Consider the following 20,489-nt stretch of genomic DNA (forward strand, 5'->3'; position numbering starts at 1 on the left):
ACAAGGCATGGCAACGGGCAAGACCACAAAAGCCGAGACGACGAAGAGCAAGGCGACCAAGAGCAAGACCAGCAAAGGCAAGCCGGCCAAGGCACCGCCCAAGCTCCTGTTCATGCGGGTCGCGCGCCCCGACCCGCCCGACTCGCGCGACCGGCCGTTCCGTCCTAACGTGGGTCGTGCGCCGGCCGCCACGCTCTTCCCGGCGGCGGGCCTTGCGGTCAAGGACCAGGGCGACACCAACGCCTGTACCGGCTTCGGCCTGTCACTGGTGGTGGAGCATCTGCTTCGCAGCGCGGAGCGCGAGTCCACCCCAGCCATCTCGCCGTTCATGCTGTATTCCATGGCGCGGCGCTACGACGAATTTCCGGGCTCCGTCGAAGACAAGGGCTCCAGCCTGCGCGGTGCGCTGAAGGGCTGGTTCAAGCACGGCGCCTGTCGCGCCGATCTGTTCGCAGAGATCGGCATGCCGGCCGCGAGCACGAAGCTCTCGGAAGACTGGTGGTTCGACGCGGTCAAGCGGCCGCTCGGCGCGTACTACCGCATCGACACGCAGTCCATCACCGACATGCACGCGGCGCTCAACGAGGTTGGAATCCTCTACGCGAGCGCAGGCTGCCACTCGGGCTGGGACGAGGGCATGAACCAGCCGCAGTTGAAGCGCCGGCCGACATCGTTCAAGGGCATCTTCGAGATCCCGATCAAAGGCGGGCACGCCGCGCACCCGGGCCACGCCTTCGCCATCGTCGGCTACAACGAGCGCGGCTTTTTGATCCAGAACTCGTGGGGACCGGAGTGGGGCTCTTACGGCTACGGAATCATCAGTTACGACGACTGGCAGAGCAACGCAATGGACTGCTGGGTCGCGCAGCTCGGCGTGGTGACGCAGGACCATACTGCCATCTCCAAGGCGATCAGCCTGCGCACCGATGCCGCCGGTCGTGTCGCGCTGGCGGCGAGCGAGGTGCTGCGCAACCGCGAGATCTCGCCGTTCATCGTCAACATGGGCAACAACGGCGCGCTCAGCAACAGCGGCGTGTTCCGCACCCAGCCGGACGACGTGCGTGCGCTGGTCGAGGTGCATCTCGCGCAGGCGCGCAAGAAGTGGGGGCTCGAAGACGAGGTGGTCGACGTGTGCATCTACGCGCACGGCGGCCTGGTCGGCGAGACCGCGGCCGCCGACATCGCTGCGCAGTGGATTCCCTTGCTCTACGACGCGAAGGTGTTCCCGATCTTCCTGATGTGGGAGACCGACTTTTTCTCGGCGCTGCTCGGCTGCATCGAAGACGCGGTGAGGGACGTGCCGCGCACCACCGGCTTCTCGCTCAAGCACTGGTGGAACCAGCGGCTCGAGCAGTTGCTGGCCCGCCCCGGCACGCGCATCTGGGGCGAGATGAAGCAGAACGCCGATGCGATGAGCGCCTACCGGCCCGTGCTCGCCGATGCGCTGGTCGACGAACCCGGTGGCGTGCGCCTGTACCAGCACTTCAAGCACGGCATGGTCAACAAGAAGATCCGCATGCACTTCGTCGGCCACTCGGCCGGCAGCATCGTCGCGAGCTTCATGATCGAGCGGCTGGCGCAAGAGGGCATGCAGTTCGAGTCGGTGAGCTTCATGGCACCAGCGGTGAGGCAGGACACCTTCGACCGACTGGTGCGGCCGCACCTCGAATCGGGTGTGGTCAAGCGCTACCAGCAGTTCCACCTCACCGACCAGGCCGAGCAGGACGACGGCAGCTGCGGGCCGTATCGCCGCTCGCTGCTCTACCTGGTGAGCGAGTCCTTCGAGGGCGGTGACACCACGCCCATCCTCGGCATGGAGAAGTTCTTCGCTGACTATGCGAAGAAGCTGCCGAACACGACGATGTACTCGTCGCCCGGGCCGGTCAGCTCCAGCCGTTCGCACGGCGGCTTCGACGACGACCCGGGCACACGTGCGCAGATCGTCAAGTTCATCCTGGGCCAGTAATCCGCTACAGCACCCGGCGCACGCGTTCGGCCTGCTCGTCGCTCAGGCGCTGAGTGGCCTGCACCAGCGCGAGCTGGCGCTGCGTCATCTCGCGGTAGAGCGCCGCGTGTTCGCGGCCGAGCGCTTCGAACGCCGCGAGGTGCCGCGCGATCACACCCGCGTCACCGCGCGACACGGGCCCTGCCACGGCCGCTGACAAGCCCTTGCTCGCAGCAGCGGCCAGCGTGCCCTGCGCGAGTGGGAGCAGTGCCTGCAATGCCTGCGCTTCGTCCACGCCAAAGCTGCGCCATGCGGCCACCGCTTCGGCCAGCATCGACAGCAGAAAGCTCGCTGCATAGCTGGCGCCGCCGTGGTACAGAGCCCGTGCGCCAGGCGGCAAGCGGATCGGGTGCATGCCGAGCAGCGCTGCCAGCTCCTGCAATTGCACTTCGAGTTCAGGCGGGCCTTCGATGGCCACCGAGCTGCCGGCAATCAATTCGAGTGCGCGGGCCGGGTCGGAAAAGATCTGCAGCGGATGAAAGCCGCCGATTACCGCGCCGGCATCGGCTGCAGGCTGCAGCACCGCGACTTCGGTGGCACCGCTGCAGTGAACCACGGCTTGCCCAGGTCGCCACGGCAACTGTGCGGCCACGGGTGCGAGCGCGTCGTCCGGCACCGTGAGAAACACCAGGTCGGCCTGCGCGGCCTCGCTCGCGTCGACGGCGCGGCAGCTTCCGAGTTGCGCCGCGAGTTGCTGCGCCGATGCAGCGTTGCGGTTCGCCACCATCGCAATGTCGACGCCCTGCCGGTGCAGGGCCTTCGCGAGCGTCGCACCCAGGCGACCGGTGCCGATGATCGCGATGCGGCCCGCCATGGGTGTCTCAGGCTTGCAGCGGCTTGTCGCGCGCGAGCTCGCCGCCCAGCGCGTTGATGAGGTCGGGAATCAACTGGCCCAGTTCGCCGGTGGTGATGGCCACGTCGGCATCGAAGCCGTTGTCTTCCTTGCCGCCGGTGGAGCCAGCGCCTTCGAGCGCGACGTCGAGCAGCTTGATCTTCTTGATCGTCATCGCTTCGGTGAGCACAAAGGAGACGCGGCTGTTCCACGTCATCGCCAGCTGCGTGGGCAGCTTGCCTTGCGCGATGTGCTCGCCGACTTCTTCGATGTCCAGCGTGTGGCGTGCATAGCGCACCGTCGACTTCTCGCTGTCGGGCTGCTTGAGCTCGCATTCGCGGTCGATGGTGAAGCCGGGAGGCGCTTCACGCGTCTTCAGCCACTCGGCCATTGCCGTGCCGGCCGAGGTCTCGGTCTGCAGCAGCGTGAGGGTGATGCCCCCGCCGAGCAGTTCGACCAGCATGCTGACGATGCGGTCCGCCGCCTTCACGCTGCCTGCACCCACCGTCACCAGATTGGCGCGCGGGTCGATCCAGATCGTGGTGGTGGACCGCTTCGGGAATGCACGCGGCAGCAGGCCGTGCACGATGTCTTCCTTCAGCTCGCGGGCCTTCTTGCCCTTGGGGCGGCGGCCCGTGTCGACCTCGATCTTCTCGAGTTGCTGCTCCAGCGTGTTCTTCACCACCTGGCTCGGCACGGCCTTGCGCTCGATGCACAGCTTGAGGATGAGCTGGCCGCCCACGCCTTCCATCAACACGCCGTTTTTCTCGCCGCGCGGTTCGACCCAGCCGGCGGACTCCAGCTGTGATGCGCCGCATTCGACGAAGCGGCCGGTGTCGAGGCGGCTTTCGATCTCGGCGCTCGAGGGCGGCTCCCAAGGGCCGATGCGGTAGAGGAGGGCGTTCTTGAACATGGGTGCACAGAGGGTTGGGGGGCGGATTGTAGGTGTCGGCCCTCGGGCTTCATCCGCGCTTCCACCATGGCCGGCTGGCGCATATCTTGCGAACATGACTCACCTTTACCGCAACCGAAAGAGCCTCCCCATGAAGAAGACACTCATCGCGCTGTGCGTTGCTGCCCTTGCCACCGCATCGGCCCAGGCCCAGGAAACCAAGGTCGCGATCGGAATGTCCGGCTGGACGGGCTTTGCACCTCTCACGCTGGCCAAGGAAGCCGGCATCTTCAAGAAGCACGGGCTCGACGTCACCATCAAGAAGATCCCGCAGAAAGACCGCCACCTGGTGCTCGCCTCGGGCGATATCCAGTGCGCTGCCACCACCGTTGAAACCTGGGTGGTCTGGAACGCCAACGGCGTGGCCGCCACGCAGATCTTCCAGCTCGACAAGAGCTACGGTGCCGACGGCATGGTGGTCAAACCCAACATCGCGAAGATCAGCGACCTGAAAGGCAAGACCGTGGCCGCCAGTGCGCCCGGCACCGCACCGTATTTCACGCTCGCGTGGATGCTGAAGAAGAACGGCCTCTCGATCAAGGACGTGAAGATCGTCAACCTGGAGCCGCAGGCCGCCGCCGCAGCCTTCGTCGCCGGCAATGCCGATCTTGATGCCGGCATGACCTACGAGCCCTACCTGTCCACCGTGCGGGCCAAACCCGAAGCCGGCAAGATCATCGCGACCACGCTCGACTACCCGATGGTGATGGACACCTTCGGCTGCGCACCGAAGTTCTTGGCCGAGAACCCGAAGGTCGCGAAGGCCATCGCCGATTCTTATTTCGACGCCGTCGAGATGATCAAGGCCGATCCGAAGAAGAGCTTCGAGATCATGGGTGCCGATGTGAAGCAAAGCGGCGAGGCCTTCGAGGCTTCGCAGAAGTACCTGCGCTGGCAAGACCGCGCCGCGAACCAGAAATTCTTTGCGGGCGAGCATGCTGCGTTCACCAAAGAAGCGGCCGAACTGCTGCTCGAGGCGGGGATCATCCGGCAGATTCCGGATCTGACGAAGCTGGCGGATACGCAGTTCATCAAGTGAGGCGAACGACGGCCCACTCCAACCCCCGCACGTGAAACCTCTCACTCCCGTACCACCCACCACCCGCATTGCCCTCGGCATCGCCTTCTTCATCGTCTTCGTCGCGCTGTGGGCTTTGGCCACGCTGAGCGGCTTTGTCTCCAAGACCTTTCTCGCCGACCCGATCACGATGGTGAAGGCCGGGTGGACGTTGCTCACCGAGATGGGTTTCATGAAGGACATCGGCATGACGGTGTGGCGCGTGGTCGGCGGCTTCGTGATCGCCGCCCTCGTCGCCTTGCCGCTCGGCGTGGCGATGGGGGCCTACAAGCCGGTCGAGGCCTTCTTCGAACCCTTCGTGTCCTTCGCGCGCTACCTGCCGGCGAGCGCCTTCATTCCGCTGCTCATCCTCTGGGCCGGCATCGGCGAATCGCAGAAGCTCGCGGTGATCTTCATCGGCAGCTTCTTCCAGCTGGTGCTGATGATCGCGGTGGTGGTGGGCAACACGCGGCGTGATCTGGTCGAGGCCGCCTACACGCTCGGCAGCAGCGACCGCGGTCTGGTGTGGCGCGTGCTCATTCCCGGTGCTGCGCCCGAGATCTGCGAGATCCTGCGCATGGTGCTGGGCTGGGCCTGGACCTACGTGATCGTCGCCGAACTCATCGGTGCATCGAGCGGCATCGGCCACATGATCACCGACAGCCAGGCGCTGCTCGCGACCGACCAGATCATCTTCGGCATCATCGTCATCGGCCTCATCGGTCTGGCGAGCGACCTGGGCTTCAAGTGGGTGAACCGCCGCGCCTTCCGCTGGGCGCTACTGGGGCGATGAGATGAACCCAAACCCGATTCTTTCCGTGCGCGGTGTCTCGCGCAGCTTCCCGGCCACGAAGGGCGGCTCGCCCACATTGGCATTGCAAGCCACCACGCTGGACGTCGCCGAGAACGACTTCGTCACCATCCTCGGGCCCTCGGGCTGCGGCAAGAGCACGCTGCTGCGCATCGTCGCCGGGCTCGACCATCCGAGCAGCGGCGAGGTGCTGCTCGACGGCTGCCGCATCGAAGGCCCCGGTGCCGACCGCGGCATGGTGTTCCAGAGCTACACGCTCTTCCCGTGGCTCACGGTGCGCGACAACGTGTGCTTCGGCTTGCGCGAGCGCGGCTTGCCGCGTGCGCAGCAGATCGAGATCGCACAGGGCTTCATCCAGAAGGTCGGGCTCACCGGCTTCGAGGGTCACTACCCTCGCCAGCTCTCCGGCGGCATGCAGCAGCGCACGGCCATCGCGCGCGCGCTGGCCAATGGTCCGCGCATGCTGTTGATGGACGAGCCCTTCGGCGCGCTCGACCACCAGACGCGCGAGCTGATGCAGGAGCTGCTGCTCGGTATCTGGGAAGCGGAACGAAAGACCGTTCTCTTCGTCACCCACGACATCGACGAAGCGGTGTTCATGGGCAGCCGCGTGGTGGTGATGAGCGCGCGCCCCGGGCGCATCAAGCTCGACCGCACGGTGCTGCTGCCGCACCCGCGGCACTACTCGGTGAAGACCACGCCCGAATTCATGGCGCTCAAAGCCGAGCTCACCGAGCAGGTGAGGGCCGAGGTGTTGGCCGCGCAAGCGCAAGCGACTTGACTGCTGACTAGGGTCGCGCGCGAGCGCGTCATTCACGGCCGCGCATTGCTGCGCCGCGCCATCGAACACCTCCAACCGGCTGGTCGCAATTAGCGGTTGACAGAGAGCTTTGCGGTCTCTATAAAACAAATGTTCCCAAGAATGAAAAAATAGAATAAATATTCTATTGGCGTTCTAACCCCAAAAAGCGATGCCGTTTGAACGGACGTCGCGAGGAGACAGACATGAATCACGCCCACGCGTCGTTGCGGGCCGGGTCGCGCCTTTTCGCGGCTTTGCTTTTCCTTTGTGCGCTGCTGCCGGGAGGCGCCAGCGCCGCCGGGCCCGGGTTGCCCAACCTCAGCTATGGCAGTGCCGAAGTCTTCAAGCCGCTCACTATCATCAACAGCGACGTGAGCGGCAGCGCGCGCGGCCAGGGCACGGTGCAGATGGTCGACGGCTATCTCTTCGTGCCCTTCGGCCGGGACTCCGGCGCCTCGGGCGGCGGCTTTTCGTTCTACGACATCTCCAACCCGCGCGCGCCGGTGAAGGTGTCGCAGACCAATGTGACTGCACTGCGCGAGCCGCACGGCTTCGGCTTCAGCAACAGCTACCCGGGCAGCTACGCGGTGATGCAGTCGATCGGCGGCATCCAGTTCTGGGACTTCACCAACCCGCTCGCACCGGCGCTGCTCAACTCCATGGTGCTGCCCGGCATCGCCGAGTCCGACTACGCACTCGGCGCGTGGTGGGCCTTCTGGCAGGCGCCTTACGTGTACGTGGGCGGTTCGGGCAACGGTCTCTACATCGTCGATGCGCGCGACCCGCGCAACCCGGTGTACGTGAAGACGGTGCCCACCAGCACCTGGGGCGGCTTCCGCATCGGGCCGGTGTTCGCGGTCGGCAACCTGCTGGTGATGACCAGCACCGATGGCAGTGGCCTCGCCACCATGGACATCAGCGACCCTGTGAATCCACGGCTGCTCGCATCGACCACCGCAACGGCAGGCCAGTACAGCGGCGTCGTTAACGGCGACCGCATCATCACCGCCGGCACCGACAACAAGCTGCATGTGTTCGACATCAGCAACCCCTCGGTGATCACCCAGACCGCGGTGTCGGCCGACATCGGCGGCAAGGGCGGCTACGTGTCGACCCAGCGCGGCTTTGCGCACGCAGGCTTCTCGGTCAAGTACGCCAAGATCGACCTCTCCAACGGCGCCATCGTCGGCACCGGCACGTCGAACATCGCCGACCGCGACGAAGACTTCGGCACCGTGATCGGCAACTTGGTGCTCATAGGCAACGACCACGGCAACGGCAGCGCAATCGTGCCGCACCAGACGGGGCCGATCACCGGTGCGCCGGTGGTGAACATGGTCTCGCCCAAGAACAACGCCACCGACCAGCCGGTGACCAGTCGCGTGGGCATCACGCTCACCGACCACATCGACCTGCGCACCGTGTCGAGCAGCAGCTTCATCGTTCGCCCGCTCGGCGGTAGCGCGCTCGCTGGCAAGTACAGCGGGCAGTCGTCCATCCTCAACTTCGCGCCCGACTCGCCCTTGCTGCCCGGCACCACCTACGAGGTGGTGGTCCCTGTCGGCGGCATGAAGGACGACGTGAACAACGGCGTTGCGGCCTTCACCTCACGCTTCACCACAGCCGGCAGTGCGGGCGTTTCGTGCACGCTCGCCACGCCGCGCGCGGCGGCGCTGGTCGGCAGCACCGTGTCGTTCAGCCCGGCCTCGGCCAGCGGCTCCAACCTGCAGTACTCGTGGAATTTCGGCGACGGCAGCAGCACCGCCTTCTCGAGCACGTCATCGGCGAGCAAGGCCTACTCGGCGCCGTCGCACTACCCGGTGATCCTCACGGTGCGCAGCGGCACGGTCACGAGCACCTGCTCGGCCACGCAGACGGTCTACGCCCAGCCTACGGCGACGGCACCGCGCTGGTCCGGCACCATCGCCTTCGACGCGTCGCGCAACCGCGTGTGGGCGGTCAACTCCGACAACGACTCGGTCACCGCCATCAACGCCGCCACCAACGCGAAGCTCTTCGAGCAAGGCGTAGGCGTGAGCCCGCAGACCCTGGCGCAGGCACCTGACGGCCGCATCTGGGTCACCAACCAAGGCTCGGGCAGCGTGAGCGTGCTCGACCCGGTCAGCGGTGCCGTGGTGCAGACACTCTCGTTCGGCCCCGGCACCCGGCCTTTCGGTGTGGTGTTCAACCCACTGGGCACCTCGGCCTTCGTCACGCTGCAGGGCGCGGGCAAGGTGCTCAAGCTGCACCCGAGCACGGGCGCGGTGGAGGGCACGCTGGTGGCCGGCACCTCGCCGCGCGGCCTCGCGATCACGGGTGACTCGAACCGCCTGCTCGTCACCCGCTACATCTCGCCGGTTGACCGCGGCGAGGTGGTCGAGGTGAACCCGAGCGCCTTCGCCGTCACGCGCACCTTCGCGCTTGCCACCGACCCCGGCCCCGACAGCGAAGCCAGCGGCCGCGGTGTGCCCAACTTCCTGACGGCCGTGACCATCCAGCCCGATGGCACGCGCGCCTGGATTCCGTCGAAGAAGGACAACACGCTGCGCGGCAGCTTCCGCGACGGCAATGCGCTCACCTTCGAGAGCACCGTGCGCACCATCGTCTCTCAGATCGATCTCGGCTCGAACGCCGAGGTGCTCAGCGCGCGCCGCGATCTCAACGACCGCGACATGGCGAATGCCGTCACCTTCAGCCCCCTGGGCGACTACGCCTTCATCTCGACGCAGGGCACCAACCAGATCGAGGTGATGGACGTGTACAGCCGGCAGATCAGCACCGGCATCGTCAACGTGGGCCGGGCGCCGCGCGGCCTGCTCATCACGCCCAACGGCCGGCTCTACGTGCAGAACTTCATGTCGCGCAACGTGGCGGTGTACGACGTGAGCGGCATCCTGAACGCCACCAGCAACAGCGCCACCAAGCTGGTCGACATTGCCTCGGTCGGCAGCGAGGCCCTGGCCGCCAATGTGTTGACCGGCAAGCGCATCTTCTACAACGCCGACGACCGGCGCATGAACCGCGACAAGTACATCAGCTGCGCCAGCTGCCACCAGGACGGTGGCCACGACGGCCGGGTGATGGACTTCACCGACCGCGGCGAAGGCCTGCGCAACACCATCCCGCTGAACGGCCGCCGCGGCGTGGGCCAGGGCCGCGTGCACTGGACGGCCAACTTCAACGAGATCCAGGACTTCGAGCACGACATCCGCAACAACTTCGGCGGCACCGGCTTCCTGACCGACGCGCAGTTCAACACCGGCACGCGCAATACGCCGCTGGGTGATCCGAAAGCCGGACTCAACACCGACCTCGACGCTTTGGCCGCGTATGTGAGTTCTCTCAACAGCGTGGGCCCGAGCCCGTTCCGCAATGCCAACGGCACATTGACCGCCGACGCCGTCGCGGGTCAGGCGATCTTCAACGGCAGTGGCCAGTGCAGCAGCTGCCACAGCGGCACCGACTTCACCGACAGCGCCGCCGGCGTGCTGCACGACGTAGGCACGATCAAGGCCTCGTCGGGCAAGCGACTCGGTGCCACGCTCACCGGCTTCGACACGCCCACGCTCAAGGGCCTGTGGGACACCGCGCCCTACCTGCACGACGGCTCGGCCGCGACGCTGCTCGACGTGCTGACCACCGCCAACCCCGCAGGCCGCCACGGCACCACCAGCGGCCTGAGCGCCACGCAGCTGCAGCAACTGGTGGCTTACCTGCAGCAGATCGACGACAGCGTGGATGCGACCACGCCGGTCGCCATCAGCAGCCTGTCGGTGAAGGACACCGCCAACGCCGCCGACTGGTCGGTGCAGAACAGCCTGCAGAACGGTGCCGTGCAATACGGCGACCGCACCTACGCCTTCACCACCGTGCCGGCCATCGTGGCCGGCGGCCGATGGATTCGCACGGCGAACGACTCTAAGTCCTTCACCGGCAACCCGACCGTCACCTTCAACATCAGCCAGGCCGCAGACGTTTACGTGGCGCTGGATGACCGCGTCGGTGCGCAGGGCTGGATGACGGGCTGGACCAACACCGGCCAGAAGCTCGTCAACAACGAAGGCGAGCCCAAGAGCTTCACGCTCTTCAAGAAGAACTTCCCAGCAGGCGCCGTGAGCCTGGGCCCGTCGACGGCCAGCGGCAGCATGTACACGGTCGTCGTCAAGTGATCGCCTGACGACTCCAACCACTCGAACCAAGGAGACACACGTGCCCCATATTCATCGAGTTCCTCTCACCGTGCCGCGTGCACGGGTGCTGCTGCAGTGGCAGCGATTCCTGCTGCTCGCCTTCGGGCTGCTGCTGATCGCCACGCTCGCGCAGGCGGCCAGCGTGCCGGTTGGCTTCAACGACCGGCAGGTCGCTGCCGGCCTCACCAGCCCGACGTCGATGGCGGTGATGCCCGACGGCCGCGTGCTGGTGGTGCAGCAGGACGGCATCGTCCGCATGATCAAGGCCGACGCGATGCTGCCGACCAATTTCTACGCAGCCGCCAACGTGGACTCGTCGAACGAGCGTGGTTGCCTCGGCGTGGTGCCCGACCCGGCGTTTGCCACCAACCACTACGTCTATCTCTATTGCACAACCAAGGTCGGCAGCGTCAGCCGCAACCGGGTGACGCGTGTCACCGAGGCCAACGACGTGGCCGTGGCCGGCAGCGAGCGTGTGATCTTCGAGCTGCCCGACGTGCCCGCCGCTACCAAGTGGCACATGGGCGGCGCGATGCGCTTCGGCACCGATGGCAAGCTCTACATCGCCGTCGGCAACCACGAAGACAACCCGCAGCCGGTGGCGACGTCCAACTCGCAGAACCTGGCCAGCGCCTTCGGCAAGGTGCTGCGCATCAATGCCGACGGCACCGTCCCGAGCGACAACCCGTTCTTCACCAACGCCACGGCCTACAAGGCGGTGTGGGCACTGGGCTTCCGCAACCCTTTCGTGCTCGACATCCAGCCCGGCAGCGGCCTCACCTACATCGGTGACGTGGGGCAGGGCAGCTGGGAAGAGGTGAACCGCGGCCAGGCCGGGGGCAACTTCGGCTGGCCAGCGGTCGAAGGCGCGGGCAGCAACGCGAGCTACATCAACCCGGTGTACGCCTATGCGCACAGCGTGGGCTGCTCCATCACCGGCACGGCCTTCTACAACCCCACCACCGCGCAGTTCGGCGTGGCGTATGTCGGCCAGTTCTTCTTCGCCGACTTCTGCAACGGCGCGATCAAGTACTTCGCGCCGTCGACACCGAACACCGTGACGACCTTCGCCAGCGGCATCGGCAACCCGACCAACATCGGCATCGCACCGAGCGGCGCCATGTACTACCTGGCACGCAACCAGGCCACCGGCACGCCAGCGCCGGGTGCGGGCACGGTGGGCAAGATCACCTACACCGGCAGCCAGGCGCCGCGCATCACGCAGCAGCCGCAGAGCCAGACGGTCTACGTGGGCACGGCAGCCACCTTTGCTGCCGCGGCCGATGGCGCCACCTCGTTCCAGTGGCAACGCAACGGCGCCAACATCAGCGGCGCGACGGCCGGCAGCTACACGCTGGCCACCACCACGGTCAACGACACCGGCTCGCGCTTCCGCGCGGTGGCCACCAACTCGTTCGGCAGCGTGACGACGGACGAAGCCACGCTGACGGTAACGACCAACCGCGCGCCCACTGCGCGCATCGACACACCCTCGGCCACCACCGGCTTTGCCACCGGCGACGTCATCACCTACAGCGGTGTCGGCACCGACCCCGAGGACGGCAACATCGCCGCCGCCAACCTCAGCTGGAAGGTCGACTTCCAGCACGACACGCACGCGCACTCGTTCATCACGCCGGTCAGCGGCAGCAGCGGGCAGTTCACCGTGCCCGACTTCGAGGCCAGCGAAGCCAACATGTGGCTGCGCATCACGCTCACGGTGCGCGACTCGTCGGGCGCCACGAACTCCGTCACGCGCGACATCTTCCCGCGCACGCAGGTGAGCAGCTTCCCGCTGATCGGCACGCCGGCCAATGGATGGGGGCCGTACGAGGTCGACCGCAGCAACGGTGAGCAGGGTGCGGCCGATGGCCGGCAGATCTCCATCGGCGGCGTGCTCTACCAGCGCGGGATCGGCGTGCATGCACCGTCGGACCTGCGCTTCAACCTCAACCGCACCTGCTCGGGCAACTTCGTGGCCGACCTTGGCGTGGATGACGAGGTGGCCGACAACGGCAGCGTCGTCTTCCAGGTCTACCTCGACGGCACGCTGGCGTACGACAGCGGCGTGCTCACCGGCGCTTCGCTGCGCAAGACGGCCATCGTGCCGGTGGCCAACAAGGCCGAACTGCGCCTGGTCGTCACCGATGGCGGCAACGGCGACGGCTACGACCACGCCGATTGGGGCGGGGCGCGCGTGACAGGCTGCGGTGCGCCGCCGGCCGTCACGCCGTCGAACCTGCTGGTGTCTGACGGCGCCAACTCGGCCAATTGGTCGGTGCAGAACAACCTGCAGGCGGGCAATCTGTCGTTCGGCGACCGCACCTTCACCTTCACCGCCGTGCCGGCGGTCGTGGCCGGCGGCAACTGGATCCGCACCGCCAATGCGTCCAAGGCCTACACAGGCAACCCGCTGGCGACCTTCGCGATCTCGGCGGCGGCCGATGTCTACGTCGCGCTGGACAACCGCGCGCCGCTGCCGTCGTGGGTCGACAGCAGCTGGGTCGATACCGGCGCTGACCTCACCATGGCCGAAAGCTCCACGGTGTCGCGCGGCTTCAGCCTGTTCAAGAAGCGCTTCAACGCCGGCACCGTCTCGCTCGGGCCGTGGAACAACACCGGGACCAGCATGTACACGGTGATCGTCAAGTAGCGCTCTCTGGAGCCGGCAGGCCGCGCGCCTGCCGGCTCTTCGTGCCTCGCCCCTCGAAAACCGCCGCTCGTCGCAGCGGGGCCGGGGGCGCCTTGGGAAAGGCGTCGATTGGCCGTATCGTGCGGCGCATGAACTCTCCTGCGCCCTCGTCTCACCGGCCCGGTTTGGGGGCCTTGCTCAAGGCCTCGTTCAAGCCCTGGCGGCTGGTGGTCAGTCTGGCCATCGCGACGCTGGTGGCGATGGCACTCAATCCGATCTTCATCACCTCCTTCGTGAGCGTCTGGGCACGCACGGTCTTCGTCGGCGTGGTGCTGCTGCTGGCGTTCGAGGTGGCCGGCCACTGGCCGCTGCGCTGGATGCCGCGCTGGGTGGCGCAGTTGCTCGCCGTGGGCCTGGCCGCGCCGGTTGCCACCTCGCTTGCCTACCTGTTGATCGTGGGCGGCAATGTGCGGGAGTTCCTTCAACACGAAGGGCTCATCTCGGGCTTCTTCTACATCAGCGCGGTCAGCCTGGTGGTCGGCCTGCTGCTGGCGCTCGGCGTGCTCTACCGCCAGCGTGACGTGCAGGCGCGCGCGCAGGAACTCGCGTTTGCGCTCGAGCGCAGTCAGCTCGAGAAGCAGGCGCTCGACGCGCGCTTGCGCCTGCTGCACGCGCAGATCGAGCCGCACTTCCTGTTCAACACGCTGGCCAATGTGCAGCAGCTGGTCGAGTCGGGCTCGCCTCGCGCAGCACCCGTGCTGCAGAGCCTGATCGCCTACCTGCGCGCCGCCGTGCCGACGCTGGGCGACGGCAACGCCACGCTGGGCACCGAGATGGCACTGGTCAAGGCCTACCTCGAGCTGATGCGCATGCGCATGCCCGATCGGCTGGAGTTCAGCGTTGATTGGCCCGCCGAGTTGGCTTCCCTGCGCTTCCCGCCCATGGCCCTGCTCACGCTGGTTGAGAACGCGGTGCGCCACGGCATCGACCCCAGCGAAACCGGCGGGCGCATTCGGGTTGAGGCGAGCGAACGGTCGGGCGGCGTCGAGGTGTCGGTCACCGACACCGGCGTCGGCATGGGCGAGACCGCGGCACCCGGCACCGGCTTGACCAATCTGCGCGAAAGGCTGCGCGTGTTCTTCGGCGATGCGGCACAGTTGCAGATGCTCGATGAGCCCCCGCACGGCTTGAAGGCCGTGATCGCATTCCCGAAAGGCTGAGCCCGCATGCCGACCGCCCTTGTCGCCGACGACGAACCCCTGCTGCGTGAACGCCTGTGCGGCCTGCTGGCTCGCCTGTGGCCTGAGTTGATCATCGTCGCGCAGGCGCGCAACGGGCGCGAGGCGGTGGAGATGTTCGACGAGCACGCGCCGCAGGTCGTCTTTCTCGACGTGCACATGCCGGGCCTGAACGGCGTGGAGGCTGCACGCTCCATCGCACGGCGTGCCGAAGTGGTGTTCGTCACCGCCTACGAGCAGTACGCCGTCACCGCGTTCGAGCAGGGCGCACTCGACTACGTCGTCAAACCCTTCGACGAAGCGCGGCTCGCCGACACGGTGCAACGCTTGCAGCAGCGCCTGGCGCGCGCGCCGGAAGGTGATGACGCCAAGCTCGATGCAGTGATCGAGAAGATGTCGGCCGAGCTCCGCCGCCGTGTCACCACGACCGGTTGGCTGCAGTGGATCAAGGCCTCCGTGGGCACCAGCGTGCGGCTGATTCCGGTCGAGCAGGTGGTCTACCTGCGCTCCGACGAGAAGTACACGCTGGTGGTGTGGGAAGGCGGCGAGGCGCTCATCCGCAAGAGCATCCGCGAGCTGGCCGACGAACTCGACCCCGAGCGCTTTGTGCAGGTGCATCGCTCAGTCATCGTCAACCTGCATCAGGTGAGCCAGGTTGCGCGCGGCCCGAACGAGACGGCCGAGGTGCACCTGAAAGGCCGCACCGAGCTGCTGCCGGTGAGCCGCAGCTTCGTGCACGTGTTTCGCCACATGTGAGTGGCGAAGCGTTCAGGTGTTGAAGTGGCGCGCGAACACCGGCGCGATGTGCGGGTGTGATTCGATGCGCTTCAAGGTGGCGAGAAACTCCGGCCGTGCCTGAGCAAGGTGTGCCCGCGTGCCCGACCATTTCGACACCACGGCCGCCAGCATGTCGAGCGCACGTGGTTGCGTGTCGCGCAGCTGTGCCGAGAACTGGTCGGCGAAGACATCCCAGTGGTGGTGCAGCCGCGCACGCGTGCCGCGGATGATCCGCTCGCGGGCCGAGTCGTCGATGTCGGCGCACCAGCGTTCCGGGTAGTCGATGACGCTGATGGCCGAATAGCAATTGGCCGTGATGTAGACCAGCCCGCGGATCGATTGCGCGCGGGCCGGTTCATCGGCGGGCAGCAGCTCGGCCCGTGGGTAGGCAAGCCCGAGGTGGATCAGGATGGCGGCGCTCTCGGTGAGCACGCTGCCGTCGGGCATCGCGAGCGTGGGGATCTGCTGCAACGGGTTGACGGCTCCCAGCTCGGCCAGCGCCGAATCGGGCTCCCAGGTCGCCGCACTGACGATGCGAAACGGTTCGCCGGTGCGTGCCAGCGCGGCTTCGATGGCAGCCGACCCGGAGCCCGCGCTTCCGAACAAGGTGTACATGGGTTCACCTCCGAGAAAGATGAACCCGCAGGTTAGCCCAGCGGCTCAATCCCTTGCACCGTGCAGCAATACGCCGCGGCCTTCGGCCGGCGTCAACGCGACCGCCGATGCGCTCTTGTGGGTGTGGCTGGCGCGCTTGGCGGTGATGACCACCGTCTCCAGCACGATGGGTTGCGCCGGCATGCTCCGTGCGGCCACTGCGGCCACGACTGCGTCAGTGCGCGGTGTGGAGAACAGGCCCGATGCGATCGCGGCCGTGCCGGCGATCAGCATGATGAAGGTGAGGAGGGGAGCGAAGATGCGGTCGATCATGGTGGGCTCCGAACGTTGGGTTTGACTGGCGACGAAATGGACTTTAGGCAGCGGGTCCGTCGCTTCCCAACGGATTGCGATGAACTGCGGGAAGTGCGGGACGGACTGCAGGCTCCAGTGATCGGTGACGCGTTGTCAGCGACTGGCAGCAGTGCGTTCATCAACGAAAAGAGCAGACAAAAAAAGGGCGACACGGCATGACCGTGTCGCCAACAGGAGACCTGCTCCGCGGTTCACCAAGCCGGGATCACCGGCCGGTGTACCCACATGGAGCAGGCATGTTCACGAGGTGCGCTTGGCGGTGATGACCACCGCTTCAAGCTGAATGACGGGCGCCTTGGCGACTTGCTCGACGGGCTGCGTGGCCGGCGACGAGAACAGAGCCATCGCGATGGCGACGTGGCCTGCGATCAGAACCGAGAAGGTCAGGGCGGGTGCGATGAAACGTTCGATCATGTTGGGCTCCAGTGGGTTTGTGTGTTGCGTTGGAGTGAACTTTAGGCAGCAGCCGTAGCGCCCGCCATCGGTCTGCGACGAACTGCGGGAAGCGCGGGATGGGCCGCAGATTGGCGAGCTGAGCGGTGCCGGTGGATCGAGGTGATGCGCTCGTTCGGCTGCACAGCGGCCGCAGGGCAAGGGCAGCACACAATGCAAGCCACCATGACCCACACGGAGACCACATGAAAACACCTCGCCTCACCCGCCGCGACGCAATCTGCCTGGGTGCCGCCGCCTTGACTCCGTTTGCCGCGCGGGCTCAGGCAGCCTGGCCGAGCAAATCGATTCGCTTCGTGGTGCCGTTCGCGCCGGGCGGCAGCTCCGAGATCGTGGCCCGTGCAACGGCCGCCGAGCTCGGCAAGTTGCTCGGGCAAGGTGTCTACGTCGACAACAAGCCCGGCGGTGCTGGCAACGTGGCCATGGCCGAAGTGGCGCGTGCCGATGACCAGCACACTGTGATCCTCGGCCACATCGGCACACTGGCGGTGAACCCGTACATCTTCGACAAGTTGCCCTATGACCCGGTGAAGGACTTTCGGCCGATCTCTTTGCTGTCGAAGGTGCCGAGCCTGTATGTCGTCAAGCCCGAGTTGAAGGTGAAGAACCTGAAGGAGTTCATCGCGCTGGCCAAGGCCAAGCCGGGCGCGCTGAACTACGGCTCAGCCGGCAACGGCAGTGCCGGGCACCTGGCCTTCGAGTACCTGAAGATGGTGAGCAACACCTTCGTGCTGCACGTGCCCTACCGCGGCACCGGGCCGCAGCTGACCGACCTGATGGGCGGCCGGCTCGACGCAGCGTCCGTTGGCGCGCCGGCGATCATGCAGTTCATCAAGACCGGCAAGCTTGTCTGTATCGCCACTGGCAGCACGCAGCGGCTGGCGCAGCTGCCCGACGTGCCGACGGTGGCCGAGCAAGGTTTCCCGGGCTTCGAGATGACGCAGTGGTACGGCATGCTGGCGCCATCGACGATGTCGCAGGCGAATGCCGAAAAGTTGGCTGCAGCGGCGGCGCGTGCCGTCAAGGAACCGGGGGCCATCAAGCTGCTGGAGAGCGAAGCGGCCATCACCGTGGGCAGCACCGCGGAAGAGTTCACGCGGTTCATTGCGGCCGAACAGCAGCGCTGGAAACCCGTGATCGCACGGGCCAAGATCAAGCCGGACTGAGCTCCGGCTGATTCAGACGACTGTGGATCAGCGGCCGGCGCCCGACGGGTAGATCGACAGGTAGACGCGGGCGCGGTCATTCATGCGGCGCTCCAGGTCATAGATGTCGACGGCGTCGTTAAGGTAGCGCTCGGTGTGGGCGGTGGCAGAAGTGCTGTTCCAGGCCGAAGAAATGGCGTGGACGATGGCGCGAAGGATGTTCATGGTGTGTCTTGGAGGCCCTTTTGAGGCCCGATCCTGTGATTGGGGTAAACCCTAGTTGTGCATGGTAGCCCTCTTCGCAAGACCTTGCCGGCGAAGAAGCGCGGCGAATGCGCTCTTGTTCACGCCGTGGCTGCATTCCTTCCGTTATCCCGTCACCTCATCGTTCCGTACGCACCATGAAAAACGCCAGCAAGCTGCTGGCGTTTAGGGAAGCAGAGAGGCAGTTTCAGGCCGGCTTGCGCTTCGCGGTGATAACCACGGTCTCCAGCACGATCACGGTTTTGGCTGCGCTTTGTGCCACTTGAGGTGCCGGAGCGGCTTGTTCGGTGAAGAGGCTCGATGCGACGGCGGCGGTGCCGCCGATGAGCAGTGCGAAGGTCAGGAAGGGGGCGAAGATGCGGTCGATCATGTTGGGCTCCAGCGGTTTGTTCGTTGCGTTGGAGTGAACTTTAGGCAGCGCCCCCCGCGCTGCCTACCGCATTGCGACGAACCGCCGGAAGCGCGGGATGAACCGCGCCTGCGGTGGACAGTCAGATCGGCTGCGTACGCTCGTTGAGCCAGGCGAGGGCATCGCCGGCCACCAACGGCGCCAGGCGCTCGCGCACCGTCGCGTGGTAACGGTTGAGCCAATCGATCTCGTCGGCACGCATCAGGCCCTTGTCGATGCAGCGGGTGTCGATGGGGCACAGCGTGAGTGTCTCGAACTCGAGGAACTCGCCGAAGGCGCCATCTGTCTCGGCCGGCACGTTGAGCACCAGGTTCTCGATGCGCACACCCCACTGGCCGGGGCGGTACAGGCCGGGCTCGATGCTGGTGATCATGCCGGGCTCCATCGCCATCTGCGGCTCGGGCGTCGTCTTCGAGATGCTCTGCGGGCCTTCGTGCACGTTGAGGAAGTAGCCCACGCCGTGACCCGTGCCGTGGCCGAAGTCGATCCCTTGTTCCCACAGCGGGACGCGTGCAATGGCATCGATCATCGGCGACAGCGTGCCGCGCGGGAAGCGCGTGCGGCTGAGCGCGATGGTGCCCTTGAGCACCAGCGTGTAGTCGCGCCGGTGCGCCGCGTTGAGCGTGCCGATGGGCCACACGCGGGTGATGTCGGTGGTGCCGCCGAGGTACTGGCCACCCGAGTCGATCAGCAGCAGGCTGCCTTCGCCTGGCTTCACTTCGATCACGGCGTGCGAGTCTGGGGTGGCGTGGTAGTGCGGCATTGCGCCGTTGGCTGCAAAGCCGGCGATCACGTTGAAGCTCAGGCCGACGAAGCCCGGCCGCTTGGCGCGCTCGGCGCTCAGCTTCTCGTCGACTGTCAGCTCGGTGATGCGCTCCTTGCCCAGCGCCTTCTCGAACCATGCGTAGAACTCGCACATCGCGGCGCCGTCTTGCGCCATGGCTTCGCGCACGTGGGCGGCTTCGGGGTTGCTCTTGCGACTCTTGAACAAGGTGCTGGGGTTGATCGCCTCGACCACTCGTGCCTCGGCGCCCACGCTTTCGCGCGTGCCCCAGGTGATGCGGCGCGGGTCGATCAGCAGCACGTCTTTCGCGCCCAGCGCTTTCAGGGCGGCGGCGGCCTGCCCATACGGTGCGAGTTGTACGCCGTCGGCGGCGAGCGCCGCCTTCACGTCCGCCGGCACCTTGCCGTCTGCGACGAACAGCGTGGCGCCGTGCAGGGTGATGAGCGCATGCGCAAGAAAGACGGGGTTGTACTTGACGTCGGAGCCGCGCAGGTTGAAGAGCCAGGCAATGTCGTCCACCGTCGAGACGAAGTGCTGCGTGGCGCCCTGGCGGGCCATCGCCTCGCGCACCTGCGCCAGCTTGGCAGTGCGCGACAACGGCGCATGTGGCGCCTTGTGTTCATAGACGGGTGCACTGGGCAGGCCAGGGCGCTCGGCCCAGACTTCGTTCAGCACGTCGAAATCGGTGTTCAGCTTGACGTTTGCCTTGGTCAGGTGGCCGCGCAGGTGCTGCGCCGCAGCCAGGCCTAGCACGCTGCCGTCGACCCCGACCGTCTGGCCGGCCGGCACATGGCTCGCGAGCCAGTCGACATGGTGGGTGGCGGTGCCGGTGGGGATCTTCACCAGGCTGATGCCGGTGCCGGCGATCTCAGCTTCGGCCTGCGCCCAGTAGCGGCTGTCGGCGAACAACGCAGCGTCATCGAGCGTGATGACCAGCGTGCCCATCGAGCCGGTGAAGCCCGACAACCACTGCCGCCCCTGCCAGCGCTCCGGCAGGTACTCAGACAGATGCGGGTCGCTCGATGGCACCAGCACGGCGGTGAGCTGGTGCTGCTTGAGCGCGTCGCGCACACGTTCGAGTCGCAGGCGGATGGGAGAGGTGCGGGTGTCCATGGGTGCGGTCCGGGTGGTGCCGCCGTCGCAGCCCGGGTGGGGCGCTGGGCGAGCGA

The 20,489-nt window shown here is 66.4% G+C and carries 17 protein-coding genes; 9 read left to right on the forward strand and 8 right to left on the reverse strand.

Annotated elements, in window-relative coordinates; all coding sequences use genetic code 11:
* The first annotated feature begins 7 nt into the window (after positions 1-7).
* On the forward strand, positions 8-1,966 hold the full coding sequence (locus tag AC1DYS_RS21830; RefSeq protein ID WP_477903039.1) for a C1 family peptidase: 1,959 nt from the start codon (positions 8-10) through the stop codon (positions 1,964-1,966).
* Positions 1,967-1,970: 4 nt separating this feature from the next.
* On the opposite strand, the gene AC1DYS_RS21835 is transcribed toward AC1DYS_RS21830, so the two are convergent.
* Together AC1DYS_RS21835 and AC1DYS_RS21840 are read right to left on the reverse strand one after the other, a co-directional pair.
* Positions 1,971-2,819, reverse strand: a complete 849-nt coding sequence (locus AC1DYS_RS21835) for a Rossmann-like and DUF2520 domain-containing protein (protein WP_477903041.1) — start codon at positions 2,817-2,819, stop codon at positions 1,971-1,973.
* A gap of 7 nt (positions 2,820-2,826) precedes the next feature.
* On the reverse strand, positions 2,827-3,750 hold the full coding sequence (locus tag AC1DYS_RS21840; protein ID WP_477903043.1) for a recombination-associated protein RdgC: 924 nt from the start codon (positions 3,748-3,750) through the stop codon (positions 2,827-2,829).
* Positions 3,751-3,880: 130 nt separating this feature from the next.
* On the opposite strand from AC1DYS_RS21840, the gene AC1DYS_RS21845 reads away from it, so the two are divergent.
* The 7 genes from AC1DYS_RS21845 to AC1DYS_RS21875 all read left to right on the forward strand — a co-directional run bounded on the left by AC1DYS_RS21845 (position 3,881) and on the right by AC1DYS_RS21875 (position 15,275).
* The gene (locus AC1DYS_RS21845) at positions 3,881-4,828 is read left to right on the forward strand and encodes an ABC transporter substrate-binding protein (RefSeq protein ID WP_477903045.1); all 948 of its coding nucleotides are present in this window, start codon (positions 3,881-3,883) and stop codon (positions 4,826-4,828) included.
* Positions 4,809-5,639: an ABC transporter permease gene (locus AC1DYS_RS21850; protein WP_477903289.1), complete on the forward strand. Its 831-nt coding sequence runs from the start codon at positions 4,809-4,811 to the stop codon at positions 5,637-5,639. Before AC1DYS_RS21845 ends, AC1DYS_RS21850 begins: the two co-directional genes overlap by 20 nt.
* A gap of 1 nt (position 5,640) precedes the next feature.
* Positions 5,641-6,438, forward strand: coding sequence for an ABC transporter ATP-binding protein (locus tag AC1DYS_RS21855; RefSeq protein WP_477903047.1), 798 nt, complete (start codon positions 5,641-5,643; stop codon positions 6,436-6,438).
* A gap of 224 nt (positions 6,439-6,662) precedes the next feature.
* Entirely contained in the window at positions 6,663-10,628 is a 3,966-nt protein-coding gene (locus AC1DYS_RS21860) for an Ig-like domain-containing protein (protein ID WP_477903049.1), read from the forward strand.
* Between the two features lie 40 nt (positions 10,629-10,668).
* Positions 10,669-13,302 carry a PQQ-dependent sugar dehydrogenase gene (locus AC1DYS_RS21865; protein ID WP_477903051.1) on the forward strand — a complete coding sequence of 878 codons (2,634 nt, stop codon included), beginning with the start codon at positions 10,669-10,671 and terminating at the stop codon, positions 13,300-13,302.
* A gap of 128 nt (positions 13,303-13,430) precedes the next feature.
* The gene (locus AC1DYS_RS21870; RefSeq protein WP_477903053.1) at positions 13,431-14,501 is read left to right on the forward strand and encodes a sensor histidine kinase; all 1,071 of its coding nucleotides are present in this window, start codon (positions 13,431-13,433) and stop codon (positions 14,499-14,501) included.
* 6 nt (positions 14,502-14,507) lie between these two features.
* On the forward strand, positions 14,508-15,275 hold the full coding sequence (locus AC1DYS_RS21875; protein ID WP_477903055.1) for a LytR/AlgR family response regulator transcription factor: 768 nt from the start codon (positions 14,508-14,510) through the stop codon (positions 15,273-15,275).
* Positions 15,276-15,287: 12 nt separating this feature from the next.
* Here AC1DYS_RS21875 and AC1DYS_RS21880 read toward each other — a convergent pair whose 3' ends face one another.
* The 3 genes from AC1DYS_RS21880 to AC1DYS_RS21890 form a co-directional block, all read right to left on the reverse strand.
* Positions 15,288-15,911: a glutathione S-transferase family protein gene (locus AC1DYS_RS21880; RefSeq protein ID WP_477903057.1), complete on the reverse strand. Its 624-nt coding sequence runs from the start codon at positions 15,909-15,911 to the stop codon at positions 15,288-15,290.
* A 45-nt stretch (positions 15,912-15,956) separates the two neighbouring features.
* Positions 15,957-16,223: a hypothetical protein gene (locus AC1DYS_RS21885; RefSeq protein ID WP_477903059.1), complete on the reverse strand. Its 267-nt coding sequence runs from the start codon at positions 16,221-16,223 to the stop codon at positions 15,957-15,959.
* A gap of 282 nt (positions 16,224-16,505) precedes the next feature.
* A complete protein-coding gene (locus AC1DYS_RS21890; protein ID WP_477903061.1) occupies positions 16,506-16,679 on the reverse strand; it encodes a hypothetical protein in 174 nt (57 codons plus the stop codon).
* Between the two features lie 224 nt (positions 16,680-16,903).
* On the opposite strand from AC1DYS_RS21890, the gene AC1DYS_RS21895 reads away from it, so the two are divergent.
* On the forward strand, positions 16,904-17,884 hold the full coding sequence (locus AC1DYS_RS21895) for a Bug family tripartite tricarboxylate transporter substrate binding protein (RefSeq protein ID WP_477903063.1): 981 nt from the start codon (positions 16,904-16,906) through the stop codon (positions 17,882-17,884).
* Positions 17,885-17,911: 27 nt separating this feature from the next.
* Here AC1DYS_RS21895 and AC1DYS_RS21900 read toward each other — a convergent pair whose 3' ends face one another.
* The 3 genes from AC1DYS_RS21900 to AC1DYS_RS21910 all read right to left on the reverse strand — a co-directional run bounded on the left by AC1DYS_RS21900 (position 17,912) and on the right by AC1DYS_RS21910 (position 20,433).
* Entirely contained in the window at positions 17,912-18,088 is a 177-nt protein-coding gene (locus tag AC1DYS_RS21900) for a hypothetical protein (RefSeq protein WP_477903065.1), read from the reverse strand.
* A gap of 226 nt (positions 18,089-18,314) precedes the next feature.
* The gene (locus AC1DYS_RS21905) at positions 18,315-18,497 is read right to left on the reverse strand and encodes a hypothetical protein (protein WP_477903067.1); all 183 of its coding nucleotides are present in this window, start codon (positions 18,495-18,497) and stop codon (positions 18,315-18,317) included.
* A 121-nt stretch (positions 18,498-18,618) separates the two neighbouring features.
* On the reverse strand, positions 18,619-20,433 hold the full coding sequence (locus tag AC1DYS_RS21910; protein ID WP_477903069.1) for an aminopeptidase P family protein: 1,815 nt from the start codon (positions 20,431-20,433) through the stop codon (positions 18,619-18,621).
* Positions 20,434-20,489 lie beyond the last annotated feature (56 nt).

It is taken from the genome of Rhizobacter sp. P2_G4 (assembly GCF_056403575.1).